The sequence below is a fragment of the Lacticaseibacillus sp. 30 genome, from assembly GCF_053819265.1.
Genome location: NZ_JBSOQX010000021.1, coordinates 1 through 17,454 on the forward strand (window position 1 = coordinate 1; position 17,454 = coordinate 17,454).

16 protein-coding genes are annotated in these 17,454 nt (G+C 46.1%); 5 read left to right on the top strand and 11 right to left on the bottom strand.

Annotated elements, in window-relative coordinates; translation table 11 throughout:
* Positions 1-282, bottom strand: a 282-nt coding sequence (locus tag ACWPAB_RS12180) for a CAT RNA binding domain-containing protein (protein WP_331242845.1), incomplete at its 3' end; no start/stop codon positions are given.
* 508 nt (positions 283-790) lie between these two features.
* Between ACWPAB_RS12180 and ACWPAB_RS12185 the strand changes: the two genes are divergently transcribed.
* Complete coding sequence (locus ACWPAB_RS12185) at positions 791-1,876, top strand: iron-containing alcohol dehydrogenase family protein (RefSeq protein WP_003586123.1); 1,086 nt, start codon at positions 791-793, stop codon at positions 1,874-1,876.
* 143 nt (positions 1,877-2,019) lie between these two features.
* Here ACWPAB_RS12185 and ACWPAB_RS12190 read toward each other — a convergent pair whose 3' ends face one another.
* The 10 genes from ACWPAB_RS12190 to rpmH form a co-directional block, all read right to left on the bottom strand.
* Positions 2,020-3,219, bottom strand: coding sequence for an amidohydrolase (locus tag ACWPAB_RS12190; protein ID WP_003586125.1), 1,200 nt, complete (start codon positions 3,217-3,219; stop codon positions 2,020-2,022).
* A complete protein-coding gene (locus tag ACWPAB_RS12195) occupies positions 3,216-3,704 on the bottom strand; it encodes a threonine/serine exporter family protein (RefSeq protein ID WP_003568415.1) in 489 nt (162 codons plus the stop codon). Before ACWPAB_RS12195 ends, ACWPAB_RS12190 begins: the two co-directional genes overlap by 4 nt.
* A gap of 1 nt (position 3,705) precedes the next feature.
* Positions 3,706-4,470, bottom strand: a complete 765-nt coding sequence (locus tag ACWPAB_RS12200) for a threonine/serine exporter family protein (RefSeq protein ID WP_003568534.1) — start codon at positions 4,468-4,470, stop codon at positions 3,706-3,708.
* A 161-nt stretch (positions 4,471-4,631) separates the two neighbouring features.
* Positions 4,632-4,841 (bottom strand): hypothetical protein, encoded by a 210-nt coding sequence (locus tag ACWPAB_RS12205; protein WP_003568420.1) that lies wholly within the window; start codon positions 4,839-4,841, stop codon positions 4,632-4,634.
* A gap of 262 nt (positions 4,842-5,103) precedes the next feature.
* Positions 5,104-7,005: a tRNA uridine-5-carboxymethylaminomethyl(34) synthesis enzyme MnmG gene (gene mnmG, locus ACWPAB_RS12210; RefSeq protein WP_003568422.1), complete on the bottom strand. Its 1,902-nt coding sequence runs from the start codon at positions 7,003-7,005 to the stop codon at positions 5,104-5,106.
* A gap of 41 nt (positions 7,006-7,046) precedes the next feature.
* Entirely contained in the window at positions 7,047-8,435 is a 1,389-nt protein-coding gene (gene mnmE / locus ACWPAB_RS12215) for a tRNA uridine-5-carboxymethylaminomethyl(34) synthesis GTPase MnmE (protein WP_003568424.1), read from the bottom strand.
* Between the two features lie 512 nt (positions 8,436-8,947).
* Positions 8,948-9,712 carry an RNA-binding cell elongation regulator Jag/EloR gene (gene jag / locus ACWPAB_RS12220; protein ID WP_003572793.1) on the bottom strand — a complete coding sequence of 255 codons (765 nt, stop codon included), beginning with the start codon at positions 9,710-9,712 and terminating at the stop codon, positions 8,948-8,950.
* Between the two features lie 17 nt (positions 9,713-9,729).
* Positions 9,730-10,566: a membrane protein insertase YidC gene (gene yidC / locus ACWPAB_RS12225; RefSeq protein ID WP_003568431.1), complete on the bottom strand. Its 837-nt coding sequence runs from the start codon at positions 10,564-10,566 to the stop codon at positions 9,730-9,732.
* A 144-nt stretch (positions 10,567-10,710) separates the two neighbouring features.
* On the bottom strand, positions 10,711-11,067 hold the full coding sequence (rnpA, locus tag ACWPAB_RS12230; RefSeq protein ID WP_012492235.1) for a ribonuclease P protein component: 357 nt from the start codon (positions 11,065-11,067) through the stop codon (positions 10,711-10,713).
* A gap of 328 nt (positions 11,068-11,395) precedes the next feature.
* Positions 11,396-11,536, bottom strand: a complete 141-nt coding sequence (gene rpmH / locus ACWPAB_RS12235) for a 50S ribosomal protein L34 (RefSeq protein ID WP_003568442.1) — start codon at positions 11,534-11,536, stop codon at positions 11,396-11,398.
* Between the two features lie 930 nt (positions 11,537-12,466).
* Here rpmH and dnaA point away from each other — a divergent pair.
* The 4 genes from dnaA (at position 12,467) to recF (ending at position 17,305) form a co-directional block, all read left to right on the top strand.
* Entirely contained in the window at positions 12,467-13,816 is a 1,350-nt protein-coding gene (gene dnaA, locus ACWPAB_RS12240) for a chromosomal replication initiator protein DnaA (protein WP_003568444.1), read from the top strand.
* Positions 13,817-13,988: 172 nt separating this feature from the next.
* Entirely contained in the window at positions 13,989-15,128 is a 1,140-nt protein-coding gene (gene dnaN, locus ACWPAB_RS12245) for a DNA polymerase III subunit beta (RefSeq protein WP_003568447.1), read from the top strand.
* A gap of 852 nt (positions 15,129-15,980) precedes the next feature.
* Entirely contained in the window at positions 15,981-16,193 is a 213-nt protein-coding gene (gene yaaA, locus ACWPAB_RS12250; protein WP_003568449.1) for a S4 domain-containing protein YaaA, read from the top strand.
* The gene (recF, locus tag ACWPAB_RS12255) at positions 16,190-17,305 is read left to right on the top strand and encodes a DNA replication/repair protein RecF (RefSeq protein WP_003572804.1); all 1,116 of its coding nucleotides are present in this window, start codon (positions 16,190-16,192) and stop codon (positions 17,303-17,305) included. Before yaaA ends, recF begins: the two co-directional genes overlap by 4 nt.
* Positions 17,306-17,454: the final 149 nt, after the last annotated feature.

Below are 17,454 nucleotides of genomic sequence, written 5' to 3' on the forward strand. Positions count from 1 at the left end.
AGTTGAACACTTATAACCTAAAACTTTTTCTCCTTGCTTAATGATGTCACTGGCCAATTCGATATCAGAATAATCGATTGTATTTAAAATATCAGGAAGATTATTAATGCTTTGCTCGTCTTCAACGACAAAAGTCTTGTCGATCGAAAGCTTTGCTTCATCAAACGTTTCTTTAGCACGTAGGTTAAATCCGATACCTTTCCCCATGATGATTTCTTCATGGCCTTTCTCATTAATAACGAGAACAACGTTATTATTGTAAACTTTTTTAACCACTTTCATCCCAATCACCTCCCTACAAAACACATGTTTTAAAGCCAACCCAGAGAGAACAAAAAAACACCTATTCACCAAAAAAACCCGAAATGGATCTCATTGTGAATAGGTGACGCCTTAATTTGTTAAGTCACGTTCCTACGTATTTATACTACTTTGTTATATTAACAGCGCTTTCAAGCAATGTCAACACTGTTTTTAAAACCCGTTTTTGTTTGTCCTTTTTCCCAATACTCGCATGTAACCCTTGTCGCCCAGCGACACAACAGAAAATAATTTACCAACCTATAAGTATTTTGGAAATAAGAGATAGTGGAACGGCGTAGTATCTCGGACTTTCCGTGACATTATTAGTGACTGTTTTTGCTTACAACAATCCCAGTTGTTGTAGGCTAAGTGTATTTTTGGTATCCAGGTTTTACCTGTTTTCATTTTCTAGTTGACTTCATACAGAACATCGCGTATGTTAAAAATTATCACATAAGATGAGATTTACATGAGAGGAGTTTTGTCGATGAAGTTAGATTTGGAACTACGCCCTGGGGCAAATCGTTTTGTGAGTGAGTCAGGTGCCTTGGCATACTTAGATACGATCTTAGCGGATTTTAATCAACCAGTTGTGATTACCGGCGAAAAAAGTTTTGCTGCTTTCACCAAGGCTTATCCCGGCGAACTGAACTTGCCAGTCTATCATTACGACGGCTCCGCCAGTGATGAGAATGGACACGAACTTGCACAGGAAATCGGTCATGCTGATGCCGTGGTAGGAATCGGTGCTGGTCGCTTGATCGATACCGCCAAAGTTGCGGCCGAAGCCTTGGGTGCTGAGCTCATCAGCATCCCCACCTTGGCCTCTAACTGTGCGCCATTCACACCGCTTGCTGCAATTTATCATCCGCAAGGTCATACCTTTAGTTACGTTGAATATTTTAAAAAATCTGCCTATATTACTTTGGTAGACTATAACCTCTTATTGTCCACCCCACATGATTTCTTTGTTGCTGGAATTGGCGATACCTTGGCCAAATGGTATGAGATGGACGGCATTACCCGTGATAAAGTGGATCAGTTAAAGGCATACGGCCAGTTGAGTCGTGCCGCGGCCAAAACGATTCAAAAGATTCTCTTTAAAGATGCTGAACAGGCCTTGGCCGATTTGGATGCTGGCCGCGACACCCCGGCTTTTGAGGCGGTTGCCGATACCATTATCGGCTTGGCTGGTGAAGTCGGTGGCTTCGGCGGCATTGATGGTCGCGCTGCCGGTGCTCACGCCACTCACAATGGCCTCTCCTACTTACCAGAAACCCATGCCATCTTGCACGGTTCAAAAGTGGCTTACGGCATTCTGGTGCAACTGGCTGAAACCGGCGATGATACCGAAATTCGCAACTTGATTCCATTCTATGAAAAGATCGGTTTGCCATTGAACCTTGAAGATTTGCATGTCACCGATCAAGTCGATGAAAAGATTAAGCAAGTGGCCGAATTTGCCGCTAAACCAGATGAAACCTTCATCTTGGTTGATCCAACTTTAACACCTGCCAAAGTAGCAGATGCGATGACAAAAGTGGAACAAGTCACCAGTGAGCCAGCAGCTTAAAGTCCGAAATCGGACAATCTAATGAATACTGTTTCACAAAAATTTTAAAAAACCTTGCAGCCCTCTTAAAATGGTTGCAAGGTTTTTTCGTTTTTGTATTAAAGAAAGCATATCAAACCACGACCGCGCAAAGTCCTACTTGTTCATCGCGTTGTCGATTCACTTTGCAAATACCCTAACGCCGCCGCGCCAACAGCCTTGGCAGCAATCAGAATCGCATCTTCGTCCATCATAAAGTCGGGACTGTGGTGAGGATGATTAGAGCCGTCTGGCAGTTGACAGCCAATGTAGAAGAAACTGCTTGGTACCTTTTGGGCAAAATACGCAAAATCTTCGGATGGGTCTTGAACGCCAGTGTCCTTAATGGCCTTAATCTCCGGAATATTTGCTGCTTTGATCGCGGCCATTGCATTTTCGGTTAAGGTCGCATCATTCATCAAAACCGGATAATTGTCATCATAGTCCAGCTTTGTTTTAACCCCAAACAGGGTTTCTAGTCCTTGGTTCATGGTGACGATCTGTTGTCGAATCGTTTTGCGCGTTGTTTCCTTCATCATCCGGACATCGCCTTTCAATACAACGTCTTGCTTAATCGCATTGAAAGAACCAGCGCCGTCAAATGAGCCGATGGTGACGCTTGCCGTGTCAAAAGGATCAACTCGCCGCGACACAATCGTTTGCAGTGCCGTCACCAAATAGCTGCCAGCCACGATAGCATCGTTGCTCAGGTGCGGCATAGAAGCGTGTCCACCTTTGCCGATAATCGTATCGGTAAAGTTGGCCCGCCCGGTTTGGGTTGCGCCTGTATGGTAGCCAATCAACCCTGTCGGCATCGATGACATGACATGAACGCCTAACACATTATCAACGCCTTCGAGAACCCCTGCTGCTACCATCCCCTTGGCACCACCTGGAGAGACTTCCTCAGCGGGCTGGTGAATGATTCGAATGGTACCGGCCAATTTGGCTTTGATCTTGATCAATTCTTTAGCCAACACCAGCAAATAAGCCGTATGCGCATCATGGCCACACGCATGCATCACCCCAGGATTCTGAGACTTGAACGACAGGTCGTTATCCTCTTGAATCGCCAAGGCATCAAAATCCGCCCGCAACGCTAACGTCGGTCCCGGTTGACCGCCTTGAATATCAACGTACATGCCATAGCCCTCCCCACACGGCGTCACGGGGACGTTCAAGGCTGCATAATATTGTTTGATATAAGCAGCCGTTTGTTTCTCATGAAACGAAATTTCCGGATGAGCATGGAGATGCCGCCGAATCGCAAGCATTTCTGATTCATCGGCAGCCAGTGTCTGCATCAATTGTTCTGTTAAAGTCATGGTCTTTTTCCTCTCTGTGATTTTGTCTGAACTTTCGGCAACTTTGCAATTAGGCGAACAAGTTGCGGTCGAACGGCCTTAAAAATAACCTCCGCGACCACAAAACCGACTGCCAGTGCCATCGCAATCAAAATGACGTTATAGATTTGCTGCGCAGCACTCGCGGCTTTTCCCATGGTGAAACTGCGCGCACCCAGATAAGCAATGCCGCCTGGCACCAGTGATACAAGACTTGGTATGTAAATCGTATTAACCGGCACCCGGTGACGAATAGCAAAATAATTCCCCAGCAATCCGATGATTACCGTGGCCGTGAAGTTCGGTAATATGAGACTGTGATCCTGCAGGCTGATGAGCCAGTATGCACACCACGAAACACCGCCTGTGATCCCAGCTGGCAGCAAGGCGCGTTTGGGGATGTTGGTGATGACGCCAAACCCGATGCTCGACAAGACGCTAATCAGAAATTCAATTAATAAGCGCATGCTAGCGCCCTCCCCAAACATTATTCAGTACAATCGCAATAACGACCCCAGAACCAATTGCGCCAGCTACAAAAATGGCGTCTACAGTGCGAACAATGCCGCTGATGATTTGCCGCGAAAGAATTTCCCGAATCGCATTGGTGATGGCCACCCCAGGAACCAACGGCATGAGGGCACTAATAATAATATTGCCGGAACTATCGCCCCACCCGATGCTCACCAGTAATTCCGCTAAAATGGCCACCACAAAGGCACCAGTCGCTTCTTTGAAATAAGGCGTCGTCGTGCGGCGACCGACATACTCAGCCGCAAGATAACCAAAAATACCAACAAAAAAGGCTAAAGCCAAATCACCATTTGTCGCTTTAAAAAGCAGCATTGGCGCGACCGAAACCCAACCGGCGCCCAGAATCCGCGCCCACCATGGGAAATTAATGACTTGGTGATCAATTCGCGCAACTTCTTGCTTAAGGGCTTCAAATGTTATCCGATGAGCGACGAATTCACGCGACAGTTGATTCAACTCATCGACCTTTTGCAAGTTGAATCCGCCTAATGTTGATTTGATTAAGCGCGTACGACTTTCGTTCTCCAAACTGACAAAAACTGCCGTAATCGTGGCATAACACGCAACGCTTGCCCCTGCCGCATGCCCGATATATTCCACGGTTGTCTCAATCCGTGATGTCTCGGCGCCGGCATTCAGTAAAATCTCTCCCACCTTGCCGCAGACTTCTAAAATTTCCTCTGTTCCTGGTTGACTCATCGCGTTTGCTCCTCAAGATCGCGTTTCCGCGTTTTGCATTTTATTAATTGTCGGCTTTTTTGATAGCGGTGGCAAGTGATGACATTAGGCAATCGTCAGCAAATTTTTCTGAAAAGGTTTTTCATTTATTAACCCCTTAAACAAATGAAAACACAAGTGCGTTATGGCGTGTTAAAACCAATGAAAGAAATAAATAACAAAACATAACCAATGCCTAAAAATGCGATTATCAGCAGTAGCGCCAAAGCCAGTTTCACTGCTAATGAAAAATCTTTTCTGCGCAAAATGACGACTATCCCAAGTCCTAATAAGATGAGCACCAGAAATAAAAAGAAAAAAAGTAGTGCTCTAGATGTCCAAAAGCCTAACATGGTTCCCACTCCTCTAATTTCATCTTGCTACTTAGCCGTTCCCCACTTTTTAAATCGATAATTCGCCGACAGTGACAAGGCAAAAAAGCGTCATGTCCAGTAGACTTTTTCAGCTTATCAAAGGTTGCTTCAAAGCACAAAACTGCTGCTTCTCATGATCACGCGCCCCCGTCCAAGGCTACTTACACGTCGGTCTCTCCCCGGGCTGGCTTGGCATCAAAAAAACCGAATCGCCAGCTAGTTTGGCAATTCGGTTTCCAATTTATTGGGCCACTTTACTAATGCGTCCCTGCTCAATGTACACTGACAAAATCGCCACATCAGCAGGATTGACGCCGCTGATACGACTCGCCTGCGCAATGGTTTCTGGCTGGATTTTAACCAACTTCTGACGTGCTTCAGTTGCCAAACCATTGATGGCCGCGTAGTTAATACGTAGCGGAATCTTTTTGCCTTCCAGGCGCTTCAGTTTGGCGACACTGGCTTCTTCCTTTGCAATATAGCCAGCATACTTAATTTGAATCTCAACCTGCTCAATGACACGATGATCCAAAGTCGGATTATCTGGCAAGAATTGCGCCATCGTCTGATAGTCGATTTCCGGCCGCTTCAGGAAGTCGCTGGCCAAGACGCCATCCTTAAGTGGCGCATAATGATGGGCCTCTAGCCATGGATTCACGTCTTTAGGCTTCAACCGGGTCGTATTCAGCCGGTTAAGTTCAGTTTCAATGGCCTGACGCTTTGCCAAAAATTCAGCATAGCGCTCATCGCTAATTAAACCAAGCTCATGGCCCATTGGCGTCAGCCGCAGATCGGCATTGTCATGGCGTAACAAAAGTCGATATTCAGCACGGCTGGTCAACAGGCGATAAGGTTCATTCGTGCCCTTAGTCACCAAATCATCGATCATCACACCAATATAGGCATCGGAACGCTTGAGCGTGAACGGCCCTTTGCCTTGGGCACGCAACGCCGCATTGATGCCAGCCATAATGCCTTGGCCAGCTGCTTCTTCATAGCCGCTGGTACCATTCATCTGGCCGGCAGTGAAAAGATTATCAACGACTTTGGTTTCTAACGTGGCCTTCAGTTGCCATGGCTCGATCACATCGTACTCAATTGCATACCCGGCACGCATGAGTTCGGCATGTTCCAACCCAGCCACACTATGCAGCATTTTCAGTTGAATTTCTTCTGGCATAGAAGTCGAAAAATCACCGACATAGTATTCGGAGGTATCGCGACCTTCTGGCTCTAAAAACAGTTGATGCCGCGGCTTGTCAGCAAAACGAACGATCTTATCCTCAATTGATGGGCAATAGCGCGGGCCAACCCCTTTGATCACACCGGAAAACATTGGCGCCCGATCCAAATTATCGCGAATAATTTGATGGGTCGTTGCATTAGTGTAAGTCATCCAGCAACTAAGCTGATCCTTCAAATAAACTGAATCCGGCGTCGTGAAGCTAAAATGATTCGGAGTCTTATCGCCAGGCTGTTCCTCGGTTTTATCAAATTCGATGGTGTTGCCATTGACTCGCGGCGGAGTCCCGGTTTTAAATCGCCGCAATTTGAAGCCGAGCTGTTCAAGATTTTCTGACAGCTTGATACTTGGCAGGCTGTTATTAGGGCCAGAACTGTACATCAACTCACCGATGATAATCTTGCCGCGAGAACTGGTGCCTGCGGTCAAAACAACACTCTTGGCCCGATACATTGCGCCAGTTGCCGCCACGATACCGACAGCTTGGCCATTTTCGACGAGCACCTCAGTAGCGAGGCCTTGACGCAGATCCAGATTTGGCGTGTTTTCAATCACGTGTTTCATGCTGCGGTGATAGGCTGCCTTATCAGCCTGGGCCCGTAATGCACGAACGGCTGGGCCCTTGCCGGTGTTAAGCATCCGCATCTGAATATATGTTCGATCAATATTCTTGCCCATTTCACCACCGAGTGCATCAATTTCACGCACTACGATTCCCTTGGCTGGGCCGCCCAGACTTGGATTACACGGCATAAACGCCAGCATTTCCAAGCTGATCGTCAATAGTAACGTCTTTTGGCCCATCCGCGCGGCTGCCAAAGCGGCCTCACAACCAGCGTGACCAGCACCAACAACGATGACATCATAGGTACCGGCTTCAAATTTTTTGACATCAGGCATTCGATTTCCTCCATGAATAAGTTTCTAATTGGCACTGAGCTTTACTTGCCCAAGCAGAATTGACTAAACAATTGGGTGATTAGTTCATCTGGCGCACTTTCACCAGTAATTTCACCAAGTTTATCCCACGCCGCAGTCATGTCGATTTGCACGAGATCAATTGGCATACCAGCATGGATTCCGGCGATCACAGCGTCCAAGCTCTTGTTGGCTTGGCGTAATAGCCCGATCTGCCGAGCGTTGGAAACCATCACTGTTGTTTGGCTATTTTCGATGCCGCCGAAGAACAACTTCGCAATCCGTTCGTCTAAGGCATCCATGCCTGCGCTAGTCGGGATAGCGGTCTTGATGATTTCATCCGGCGAAACCAACTTCAACAAGGCGGTGGTATCTAGCTGTGCAGGTAAGTCCTGTTTATTCAAAACGATAATCCGTTTTTTATTAGCTGTTGCTTGAATGAGCTGTTCGTCTTCATCCGTCAATGGTTCACTTTGATCCAACACTAGCAAAATCAAATCGGCTTGTGTGATGGCTTGACGTGAGCGTTCAACACCGATTTTCTCGACTTTGTCAGTCGTGTCATGAATACCGGCTGTGTCGACCAGTTTTAGCGGGACACCACGCACGTTGACATACTCCTCTAGCACATCACGAGTCGTACCAGCTACATCGGTCACAATCGCTTTATCCTCATGCAACATGTGATTTAACAGCGAACTTTTTCCAACGTTGGGACGGCCAACAATTGCGGTGGCTAAACCTTCGCGCAAGACCTTGCCTTGACTGGCGGTACTCAGCAAATTGCTGATAGCTTTTTGAACGGTTTGCGCCTTTTCAAGCAGCATTTTGGTGGTCATTTCATCAGTATCATACTCAGGATAGTCAATGTTGACTTCCACCTGTGCCAACACTTCGAGGATTTCCTGACGAAGGCGTTTGATCAATGTATGCAGATTACCGTCTAGCTGATTGACTGCAACCTGCATCGCCCGATCGGTTTTGGCTCGAATCAGATCCATGACCGACTCAGCTTCTGTGAGATCAATGCGGCCGTTCAGGAATGCCCGTTTGGTGAACTCACCTGGCTCAGCCATCCGTGCGCCTTCGCCTAAGAGCAACTGCAAAATGCGGTTAGTGGCAACAATACCGCCATGACAATTAATCTCGACAACATCTTCACGGGTAAAGGTCTTAGGTGCCAACATGACACTAACCATGACCTCATCAATCAACTCGCCGCTTTCAGGGTCGACAATATGGCCATAATGAATCGTATGGCTTTTAACCTGCGAGAGGTCTTTTCCCTTGAAAACTTGATTAGCTGTCGCTACGGCTGTCTCACCGCTGAGCCGAACGATGCTGATGGCACCTTCGCCAGGCGGGGTGGAGATGGCAGCGATGGTGTCGTACGCAGTGATAGATGCAGACATTTGAAAGACTCCTTTTTGAGATGATTCGGTAAGAAAAATGAGTTGATGGGGTTGGACATGGCAGGCGACTGAGGCGGATGAGTGATGTGGCGGCCTCCGAAACGCGCAATGGAATTGTAGAACCTGCATGTAGGGATTTGTGTGGTAAAGGCCAATCCCTTCGTGGCCTCTGAAACGCGCAATCAGGCGCATCTCGGCTATGCGAAGGACAGTCCAACCAGATGGCCCAAAGCCCAGACTTTCTGGTTAGGGGGCTAGGCGGTTCCGAAACGCGCAATCAGGCGCAGAAACCTGCACATAAGGACATCAGACCTAAATGGCAAAACCAGCCATTTAGGTCTGATGCCACTTATGCTCCGGTTTCTAACCGCGCCTGATTGCGCTCTACAAAAAAAGCGCAAAATCCAGTCTTTCCCCCTATCAGGGAAAGACTGGATAAAGCACTTTGACTACTTCATCGTTATTAAACTGTGACTATCATACTTAAGCAACGGTCACTTGTCAAAAGTTAGTTACGGTCTTTTGGGTGTGACTACGACATATCGCCGAGGATCGACGCCTTCTGAATGGGTCTCAACGTACGTATTGTCCACAAGTGTCGTATGAATCGTTTTGCGTTCAAATGATGGCATCGGGTCGAGATAGACGGCTTTGCCAGTTGCTAAAACCTCGCGAGCGGTGCGTTCTGCTAAACGTGTGACAGTTGCCTGCCGTCGTTCGCGATAATCGCCGACATCAAGCATGATTGTCCATTTACTTTTGGCATAATGATTGAACTCAGTTTGGGCTAAGTATTGAATTGCATTGATGATTTTGCCATGCTTACCGATCAACAGGCCTTCTTCATCTGTTTTCAACTGAAATGTGACCGTGTTACCTTGCCGTTCACTTGTGACTTGAGTGTCGATCCCCATACCAGTGGTGATGTCTTCCAGATAACTCTGCACCATGGCCAATGCGGTTTGATTATCTCGCTTTTTGGTGGTGATATCGTTGAAAGCACTGGCAATTTTCTTGCCTGCACCATCAGTTAAAGCCGTTGCAAGTTTTTTCCCTGCCCGCGGTTTGGCAGGCGGATCGTCGCTTGGCGTCGGATCAGCGTCTATCGGCGGTTCCAAGGGTTTTAAATTAACAATCGCTGGCTTACGCATCAAGCCCAGAAATCCGTTCTTATTTTCTCGAACGACTTCAACGCTAACGGCATCACGCGGCAAGCCAAGCTGCTTGAGACCAGTTTCGATGGCTTTTTGAATCGTACTGCCTTGAAAGGTTGGCATCTTGCTTCCTCCCGTTGTTATTTACGCCGTTTGGTTGCTTTTTTGTACGCTCGCTTGAGTGCCCGTTCTTTTTCTTTTTCAGCCTGCGCTTTTGCTTCACGTTCGCGGCGAATCTTGAATGGGTTCTGGATCAGCAACTGCTGAATCATTGAAAAGGCATTGGTAACTACCCAGTAAATGGCCAGCGCACTTGGCAAGGTAATTGAGAAAACGAAAATCATGACAGGCGAGACGATCATCATGAGCCAGCTGCTAGAATTACGCGTTGGTTGTGCCATCATGGATAAGACACTAGTACCCAACGTGAATAAAGTTGCCAGAATCTGCATAATCCACAACGGATCTGGTTGTGACAGGTTCATCCAAAGGAAAGTACCCGTTTGCAGTGATGATGTGCGCAAAATTGCTTGATACAGCGCAATCAGGAATGGCATCTGGATCACAATCGGCAGACAGCCCATCACTGGGTTAACCCCAGCTGAAGCATAAAGTTTCTGTGTTTCATCACGCAGTCGTGTCTGGGTTTCCGTATCCTTTGAACTGTACTTCTTTTGTAGTTCTTTTAGCTGCGGCGCAATTTCCTGCTGTTTGGACATGCTCTTGATTGACATGTAACTCAGCGGGAAAATCAAAATTCGGATGATCAAGGTGAAGGCAATAATCCCGACACCAGGGTTGCCACCGAACAAATTCGCCAGCCAGATAACAAATTGACCGGCTGTGTAGACAACATAGCGATCCCAGAACCCCGTACTATTTTGCGTAACGGGTCCGGTTCCGCAGGCCGTCAAAATGAAGACCAGGCTTAGCATGCTCAAAATGACGAGCACACGTTTGATTTGACGATTTTTCACAAATGATCCCTCTCTTTTTTAAACGCGGTCGCTAGGCGCAGAAATCTGCACAGAAGGACCTCAAATTTAAATGGCTAAAGCCCAGCCATTTAGATTTGAGTCCGCTTATGCTCCGGTTTCTAAACGCGCCTGCTCACGCTCTGGTCAGATGACCTCGATGTCTTCGTTCAGGATGCCAGCCAATCGCATGACATGAATCAAATTTTTCTTGGTGCCAGCCATGTCGAGCTGGTTAGCAGATTTACGTGCAATAACCAAAAAATCGGTTTGCGCGTCAATATTAGGTTTTAACTCCAGTAAACTTTGCCGAATATAGCGCTTAATCTGGTTACGCATGACCGCAGTGTGGCCAACTTTCTTCCCCACTGAGATACCAACACGAAAATGCGGTTGGTCGCGTTTCATGTGATAGATCACAAAATTGCGGTTGGCAACCGAATCGCCATGGTCAAACACATTCTGAAATTCAGCTTCTTTTTTGATCCGATATGACTTGCGCAATGATGCTCCCTCACAATCTGGTTCTAAGTATACAAGATGACTCGGTGTTTTCCTATATGTATCAGCGGTTTGTCGACGGTTTCTAATCTGCACATTGAGATTAAGCTGTTGAGCAGAAAATGAACGGCAACGACCAACGATTGGGCCATTGCCGTTCATTGGGGTCATGCTGCTGCCGCCGAAACGCGTGAACAAGCGCAGAAACCTGCACGTAAGGACCTAAGTCGCAATGACCAAAGACCGGTCATCACGACTTAGGCCGCTTACGCTCCGGTTCCTAACTGCGTTTGTTTGCGCTCTAAAAAAAACCACTGACGCGGTCAGTGGCTTAGGCAGATAATACTTTACGTCCTTTAGCGCGACGGCGTGCTAAAACTTTGCGGCCGTTCTTTGTGCTCATCCGCTTCATGAAACCATGAACACGTTCACGGTGACGTTTCTTTGGTTGGAAAGTCCGTTTGGTTGTCATTGACGACACCTCCTATGAAAAACGATTTATCTTATTAAGATGACTTGCATTATCAGACATCATCCGAGTTTACACGAGGAAGCAACTATCGTCAAGGTTTTTTCCATTGAAAGCAGGATCTCATGATGATGACACGACATCCACAGATAGTTATGAACCTGTGGATAACTTGTGTCTCAAATTTTTAGGTTTCGGTCATTTCCACAAACCAATCACAGGAAATTCGCAGATAAACAGGGGTGTGAAGAAAGTTATCCACAAGCTGTCAAAGCCCTGTTCATATCTTGTGAAACACTTACTGCTACAAGGTTTTTGTTCCACAGCGCCAATGTGCATAACTGCGAATTTATTGTCATCACGCTTTCGTTGTCCCCGACCTTGGGGATAGTCTGTTCGCACCCTGTTCATTTCTCAATTTTTTGTTTGTGGAAAACTGTGCTTTCTGTGGAAAACTTACGCCAGCAATGCTAAACTTATTTTTACAGAGCGTGAATTGGCGCGTTCAGTAACCGAAGTGTAAGCGGCCTTGACTGTGATGACCGGGCTTTGGTCATTGCAGTCAAGGTTCTTACACGCAGGTTGCTGCGCCAATGAACGCGTTTTGGCAGAGCGCTCGCATGCCCGGTTAGAAACCGGAACATAAGTGGCCTCGAGTCTAAATGGCTGCTCTTTGGCCATTTAGACTCGAGGTCCTTATGTGGAGGTTTCTGGGCATGCGAGCGCGTTTCAGCAGAGCGTGAATTGGCGCGTTGAATAATCGGCGTGTATTGGCCTTGCCTGTGATGACCGGGCTTTGGTCATTGCAGTCAAGGTCCTTACACGCAGGTTTCGGTGCCAATGAGCGCGTTTTTATATAGGAATGTCCGTCATCACTCGTCAGCATAGCTATAAGCTGGTTTGCTACCGGACATAATTGGAGGAGGGGCATGAATGCCCAATTTAGAGGAACTTTGGGCTTACCTGAATGATAAATTCCGTGAAGAATTGACCCCGGTCGGTTACAGCACATGGATCCAGACAGCAAAACCCGTCAAATTAACCAAAGATAAACTCGAAATTGAAGTCCCAGCTTCTTTACACAAAGCTTATTGGGAAAAGAATCTCGTGACCAAGGTAGTCGAAGGCGTTTACGAATTCGCGCAACTTGAAGTTGATCCCGTCATTATGACCAAGGATGAGTTGCAGCCAGCTCCGGCTACAGATCAACGTCCTGCGGTTGAAGAAGACGATCAAAATCTGACTTTTAAGGCAAAAACCCATTTAAATCCGAAATATACGTTTGACCGCTTCGTGATTGGTAAGGGCAACCAAATGGCCCACGCGGCTGCTTTGGCGGTTGCTGAAGCCCCTGGGACAACATACAACCCTCTGTTTATTTATGGTGGCGTCGGTCTTGGCAAAACCCACTTAATGCAAGCGATTGGTAATTTAGTGCTAGGTAATAACCCAGCAGCCAACATAAAATACGTCACCAGTGAGAATTTTGCTAATGACTTCATTAACTCGATTCAAACCAAACAACAGGAACAATTTCGGCAAGAATACCGAAATGTGGACCTGCTGTTGGTAGATGATATTCAGTTTTTTGGTGACAAAGAGGCCACACAGGAAGAATTTTTTCATACCTTCAATACGCTGTATGAAAATATGAAGCAAATTGTTTTGACCAGTGATCGCCTGCCTAACGAAATCCCCAAACTTCAAGAACGGTTGGTTTCGCGGTTTAATAAGGGCTTGTCTGTCGATGTCACACCGCCAGATCTGGAAACACGAATCGCTATTTTGCGGAATAAAGCCGATGCTGAAGATCTCAGCATTCCAGATGACACCTTGTCTTACATTGCTGGTCAAATTGAAAGTAACGTACGTGATCTCGAAGGTGCGTTAGTACGCGTTCAAGCCTTTTCAACCATGAAAAACGAAGATATCACGACCAGCTTAGCCGCGGATGCCTTGAAAGCCCTGAAACTTGATGACCGCAGCGGACAATTGACCATTCCACAAATCCTGAATGCTGTCGCGAAATATTTTCAGCTGACGGTTCAGGATCTTAAAGGAAAGAAACGCGTCAAACAGATTGTCATTCCGCGCCAAATCGCGATGTATCTAGCGCGCGAAATGACCGATAACAGTTTACCGAAAATAGGTCAGGAAATCGGCGGCAAGGATCATACAACCGTCATCCATGCCCACGAAAAAATTATGGCTTCAATGACAACTGATGAGAATTTAAAAGCTCAAGTGATCGAATTGCGGAATATCTTGAAAAACCGCGGGTAATGCACATGTGGATAACCTTCAAAAACAAACCATTTTATCCGTCGCACTTATCCACAAGTGCATAACTTTCTCAGTTGTTGTTTCTCAAAGTTTTCCACAGTTTGAACACGCCCTATTACTATTACTTCAAAAGCTTTATATTATATATATAAAAGACGTTCAGGAGGCTCTTATGAAATTTACGATCACCCGATCCACATTCTTAAAAACCTTGAATGATGTTTCTCGGGCCATTTCAACCAAAACAACCATTCCGATTCTGACTGGATTGAAAATTGTGCTCAACGATAGCGGCTTAATCCTCACTGGTAGTGATGCCGATATTTCAATCGAATCACGGATCAACGCAACGGATGAAAATAATGATCTCCAAATCGGAAGCACTGGTGAAATCGTCTTGCCAGCCCGTTTCTTTAGCGAAATCGTTAAACGTTTGCCAGAAAGCACAATGACGCTTGAAGTTAAAGACAATTTCCAAACCGTCATCACGTCTGGGGCATCTGAATTTACTATTAATGGTTTGGATGCCAATAACTATCCGCGGTTGCCAGAAATTACAGCCGATGCAGCGTTGAGTGTTTCAGCTGATGTGTTACGTCAGTTGATTAACCAAACAGTTATTGCCGTTTCTAATCAGGAAAGTCGACCAATCTTGACAGGGGTTCATCTGACAATTACCGGCGATCAGTTGGTAGCTGTTGCGACTGATTCCCACCGCCTTGCGCAACGTAGCCTGACCTTACCAACAGCAAGTGCCTCGGATTATGACATCATTATTCCAGGGAAAAGTCTGACAGAACTTAGCCGCATGTTAAGCGATGACGTTGAAAAAATCGAAATTCGCATTGCGGAAAATCAAGTGCTGTTCGTGTTTGGGCAAACGGCCTTTTATTCACGCTTACTTGAAGGCAACTACCCTGACACAAGCCGACTTATTCCAACATCCAGCAATACGCAAGCGGAATTTGACGCACCAGCATTGCTGGCCTCCATTCAACGTGCCAGCTTGCTGAGTCACGAAAGTAGCAACAATGTGGTTCGGCTTGTCCTTAATATCGCTGATCAAAAAGCGACTATCTACGGTAATTCGCCAGACGTCGGGAATGTTGAAGAAGTACTTAGTTTCAACAAACTTAGCGGCGAGGATCTAGAAATCTCGTTCAACCCTGACTATATGAAGGATGCCTTGCAAGGATTTGGCCAAACGGCAATTGAAGTTGACTTCACCGCACCATTGCGACCATTCACTTTGGTTCCAACAGAAGACAAGGAACGGTTTATCCAACTCATCACGCCAGTTCGAACGTTTTAACACGTGATGTAGCAACAAAGAGCGCCAATTAAAAAAGATTCTAGAGAGTGATGAATTCTCTAGAATCTTTTTTGTTATCGAACTGATATTCGCCAAAGCTTAGTGTTTTCTTTTGACGAAATAATAATAGACAAATGCCAAGACACAACCCATCAAGACGCTGACCAAGATTGTCATAGGATTCAGCCAATTATGAAAATCTGTATTGAAATTTCCATAGACGTACGTAGCCACTGAAGAAATTAAAAAGATACCAAAGACCGACTTAGTAGTAGATGTCATATTTTCCTCCATATATGGGTGCAGACTGCGCTTTCACAAATAGAAAATAAATACATAATAATAGATAGCCAATATATTATTTTTATAAAATAATAAGAGCCTATACAAAGCTTTATGTTAACTTTTATGAAATTAAAAAGTGACTTTTTATGTAAAAAGACACATTTATACATTGTTCTATGCTCTAATTATACAGAAGTGATTATAGATAGCCAAGTGTGCAGCCTTTCATTTTTGAAGGCTAATCGCGATTCACGATCAAATTGCAAAAACGTTCATTTGCGTTGCTTGATATTTTTAAACGCAGATTTGGATATTGCTGGACAAAAGTAAAAGTAGCTTTAGAGTTGGTCAAAATCGATAGAAATCAAAATTTAGCCGATTTTGGCCTTTCTGGGTCTTTTTAGTCTAGGGGGACGCACAACGTTCAGATTGCCTCAGAGCCGCTTTAATGCCGTTTTAGAATTGTGTTTTAAGTAGTATAAGGGTATAATTAATTTGTGTTCATTGACGACAAATCGCGGTTTAACGCGGTTTGTCTAGCACTTTTCGGAATGGAGGGCGACAGCAATGACAACAATCGAAATCACGACCCCTTTTTTGACCTTGGGCCAGTTTCTGAAAGAGGCGGGATTGATCGATAGTGGCGGTGCGGCCAAGTGGTATCTGGGTGAAAACTCAGTGACAGTCAACGGCGCAGCTGAGGAGCGACGTGGGCGCAAGCTGTATCCAGATGATCAAGTCAGCGTGGCCGGCCAAACATACGTGATCGTGAGCGCATGAAACTGGATCACTTGGTGCTGAAAAATTATCGCAATTATGCTGCTGTTGATACAACATTTTCACCAGAAATCAATGTTTTGATTGGGGCAAATGCTCAAGGCAAGACAAATCTGCTTGAATCAATCTATGTTTTGGCATTGGCTCGCAGTCATCGAACCAACAATGATAAGGAACTGATTCGCTTTGGTAGCGAGTTTGCACGGGTTTCCGGGCAAGTTTCGCGACAAAGCGGTTCCCATCAGTTGGAGTTGATTATCAGTCATCAAGGCAAGCGTGCCCGGATTGATCGCATCGAACAACCGAAGCTTTCCCAGTATTTAGGGCATTTTAATGTCATCTTGTTTGCACCTGAGGATTTAGCCATCGTCAAGGGCAGTCCGGCTGGGCGGCGTCGCTTCATCGACATGGAGTTTGGTCAGATGAGTCCCAAGTACCTTTATAATCTGAGCCAATATAAAACGTTTTTGAAGCAGCGCAATGCGTATTTGAAGCAGCTTAAGTATCATCAGGCCAAGGATCTGGTTTATCTGGATGTGTTGACTGACTCGCTTGCAGCTTTCGGGGCAGAGCTAATTACGGCGCGCGCTAAGTTGTTGGAGACGATGTCGGATTATGCTGCAACGATTCAGCAAGATATCACCAAGGGGCGGGAGTCATTGCATTTTTCTTATCAAACGCAGGTTGACCCCAGTCTTCGCGGTGACAGTGAGCAGGTTTACACTGCTTTGGGCGAGATGTTTGCCAAGCAGCAAGCGCGCGAAATCGAACAAGGAACCAGTTTAGTCGGTCCCCAGCGAGATGATGTGTTGTTCATCGTCAATGATAAGGATGTTGCCAATTTTGGCAGTCAAGGGCAACAACGCACCACAGCATTGGCTGTTAAGCTGGCAGAGATTGACCTTATGAAGGATCAAACTGGCGAATATCCAGTGCTATTACTGGACGATGTGTTGTCAGAATTAGATGCGGCTCGCCAAACCCATTTACTTAAGGCCATTCAAACCAAAGTCCAAACCTTTTTAACCACCACAAGTTTGGAAGGCATTCAAAAAGAAATCATCGCAACCCCTGCAGTCTTTAAAGTTGATGAGGGGACATTAGCAAGAGCGTGAACCAGCCCGGTTAGAAACCGGAGTGTAAGTGGGCCTGAATGTGATGACCGTACTTTGGTCATTGCGTTCAGGTTCCTTACACGCAGGTTTCTGGGCTGTTGAACGCGTTTAAAGCAGAGCGTGAACAGGCACGTTTAGAAACCGGAACA

What these genes read in the sequence shown, in the direction of transcription:
- ACWPAB_RS12185 (WP_003586123.1), top strand. Translation starts at nt 791, where the DNA reads ATGAAGTTAGATTTGGAACTACGCCCTGGGGCAAATCGTTTTGTGAGT.
- ACWPAB_RS12190 (WP_003586125.1), bottom strand. Translation starts at nt 3,219, where the DNA reads ATGACTTTAACAGAACAATTGATGCAGACACTGGCTGCCGATGAATCA.
- ACWPAB_RS12195 (WP_003568415.1), bottom strand. Translation starts at nt 3,704, where the DNA reads ATGCGCTTATTAATTGAATTTCTGATTAGCGTCTTGTCGAGCATCGGG.
- ACWPAB_RS12200 (WP_003568534.1), bottom strand. Translation starts at nt 4,470, where the DNA reads ATGAGTCAACCAGGAACAGAGGAAATTTTAGAAGTCTGCGGCAAGGTG.
- ACWPAB_RS12205 (WP_003568420.1), bottom strand. Translation starts at nt 4,841, where the DNA reads ATGTTAGGCTTTTGGACATCTAGAGCACTACTTTTTTTCTTTTTATTT.
- mnmG (WP_003568422.1), bottom strand. Translation starts at nt 7,005, where the DNA reads ATGCCTGATGTCAAAAAATTTGAAGCCGGTACCTATGATGTCATCGTT.
- mnmE (WP_003568424.1), bottom strand. Translation starts at nt 8,435, where the DNA reads ATGTCTGCATCTATCACTGCGTACGACACCATCGCTGCCATCTCCACC.
- jag (WP_003572793.1), bottom strand. Translation starts at nt 9,712, where the DNA reads ATGCCAACCTTTCAAGGCAGTACGATTCAAAAAGCCATCGAAACTGGT.
- rpmH (WP_003568442.1), bottom strand. Translation starts at nt 11,536, where the DNA reads ATGACAACCAAACGGACTTTCCAACCAAAGAAACGTCACCGTGAACGT.
- dnaA (WP_003568444.1), top strand. Translation starts at nt 12,467, where the DNA reads ATGCCCAATTTAGAGGAACTTTGGGCTTACCTGAATGATAAATTCCGT.
- dnaN (WP_003568447.1), top strand. Translation starts at nt 13,989, where the DNA reads ATGAAATTTACGATCACCCGATCCACATTCTTAAAAACCTTGAATGAT.
- yaaA (WP_003568449.1), top strand. Translation starts at nt 15,981, where the DNA reads ATGACAACAATCGAAATCACGACCCCTTTTTTGACCTTGGGCCAGTTT.
- recF (WP_003572804.1), top strand. Translation starts at nt 16,190, where the DNA reads ATGAAACTGGATCACTTGGTGCTGAAAAATTATCGCAATTATGCTGCT.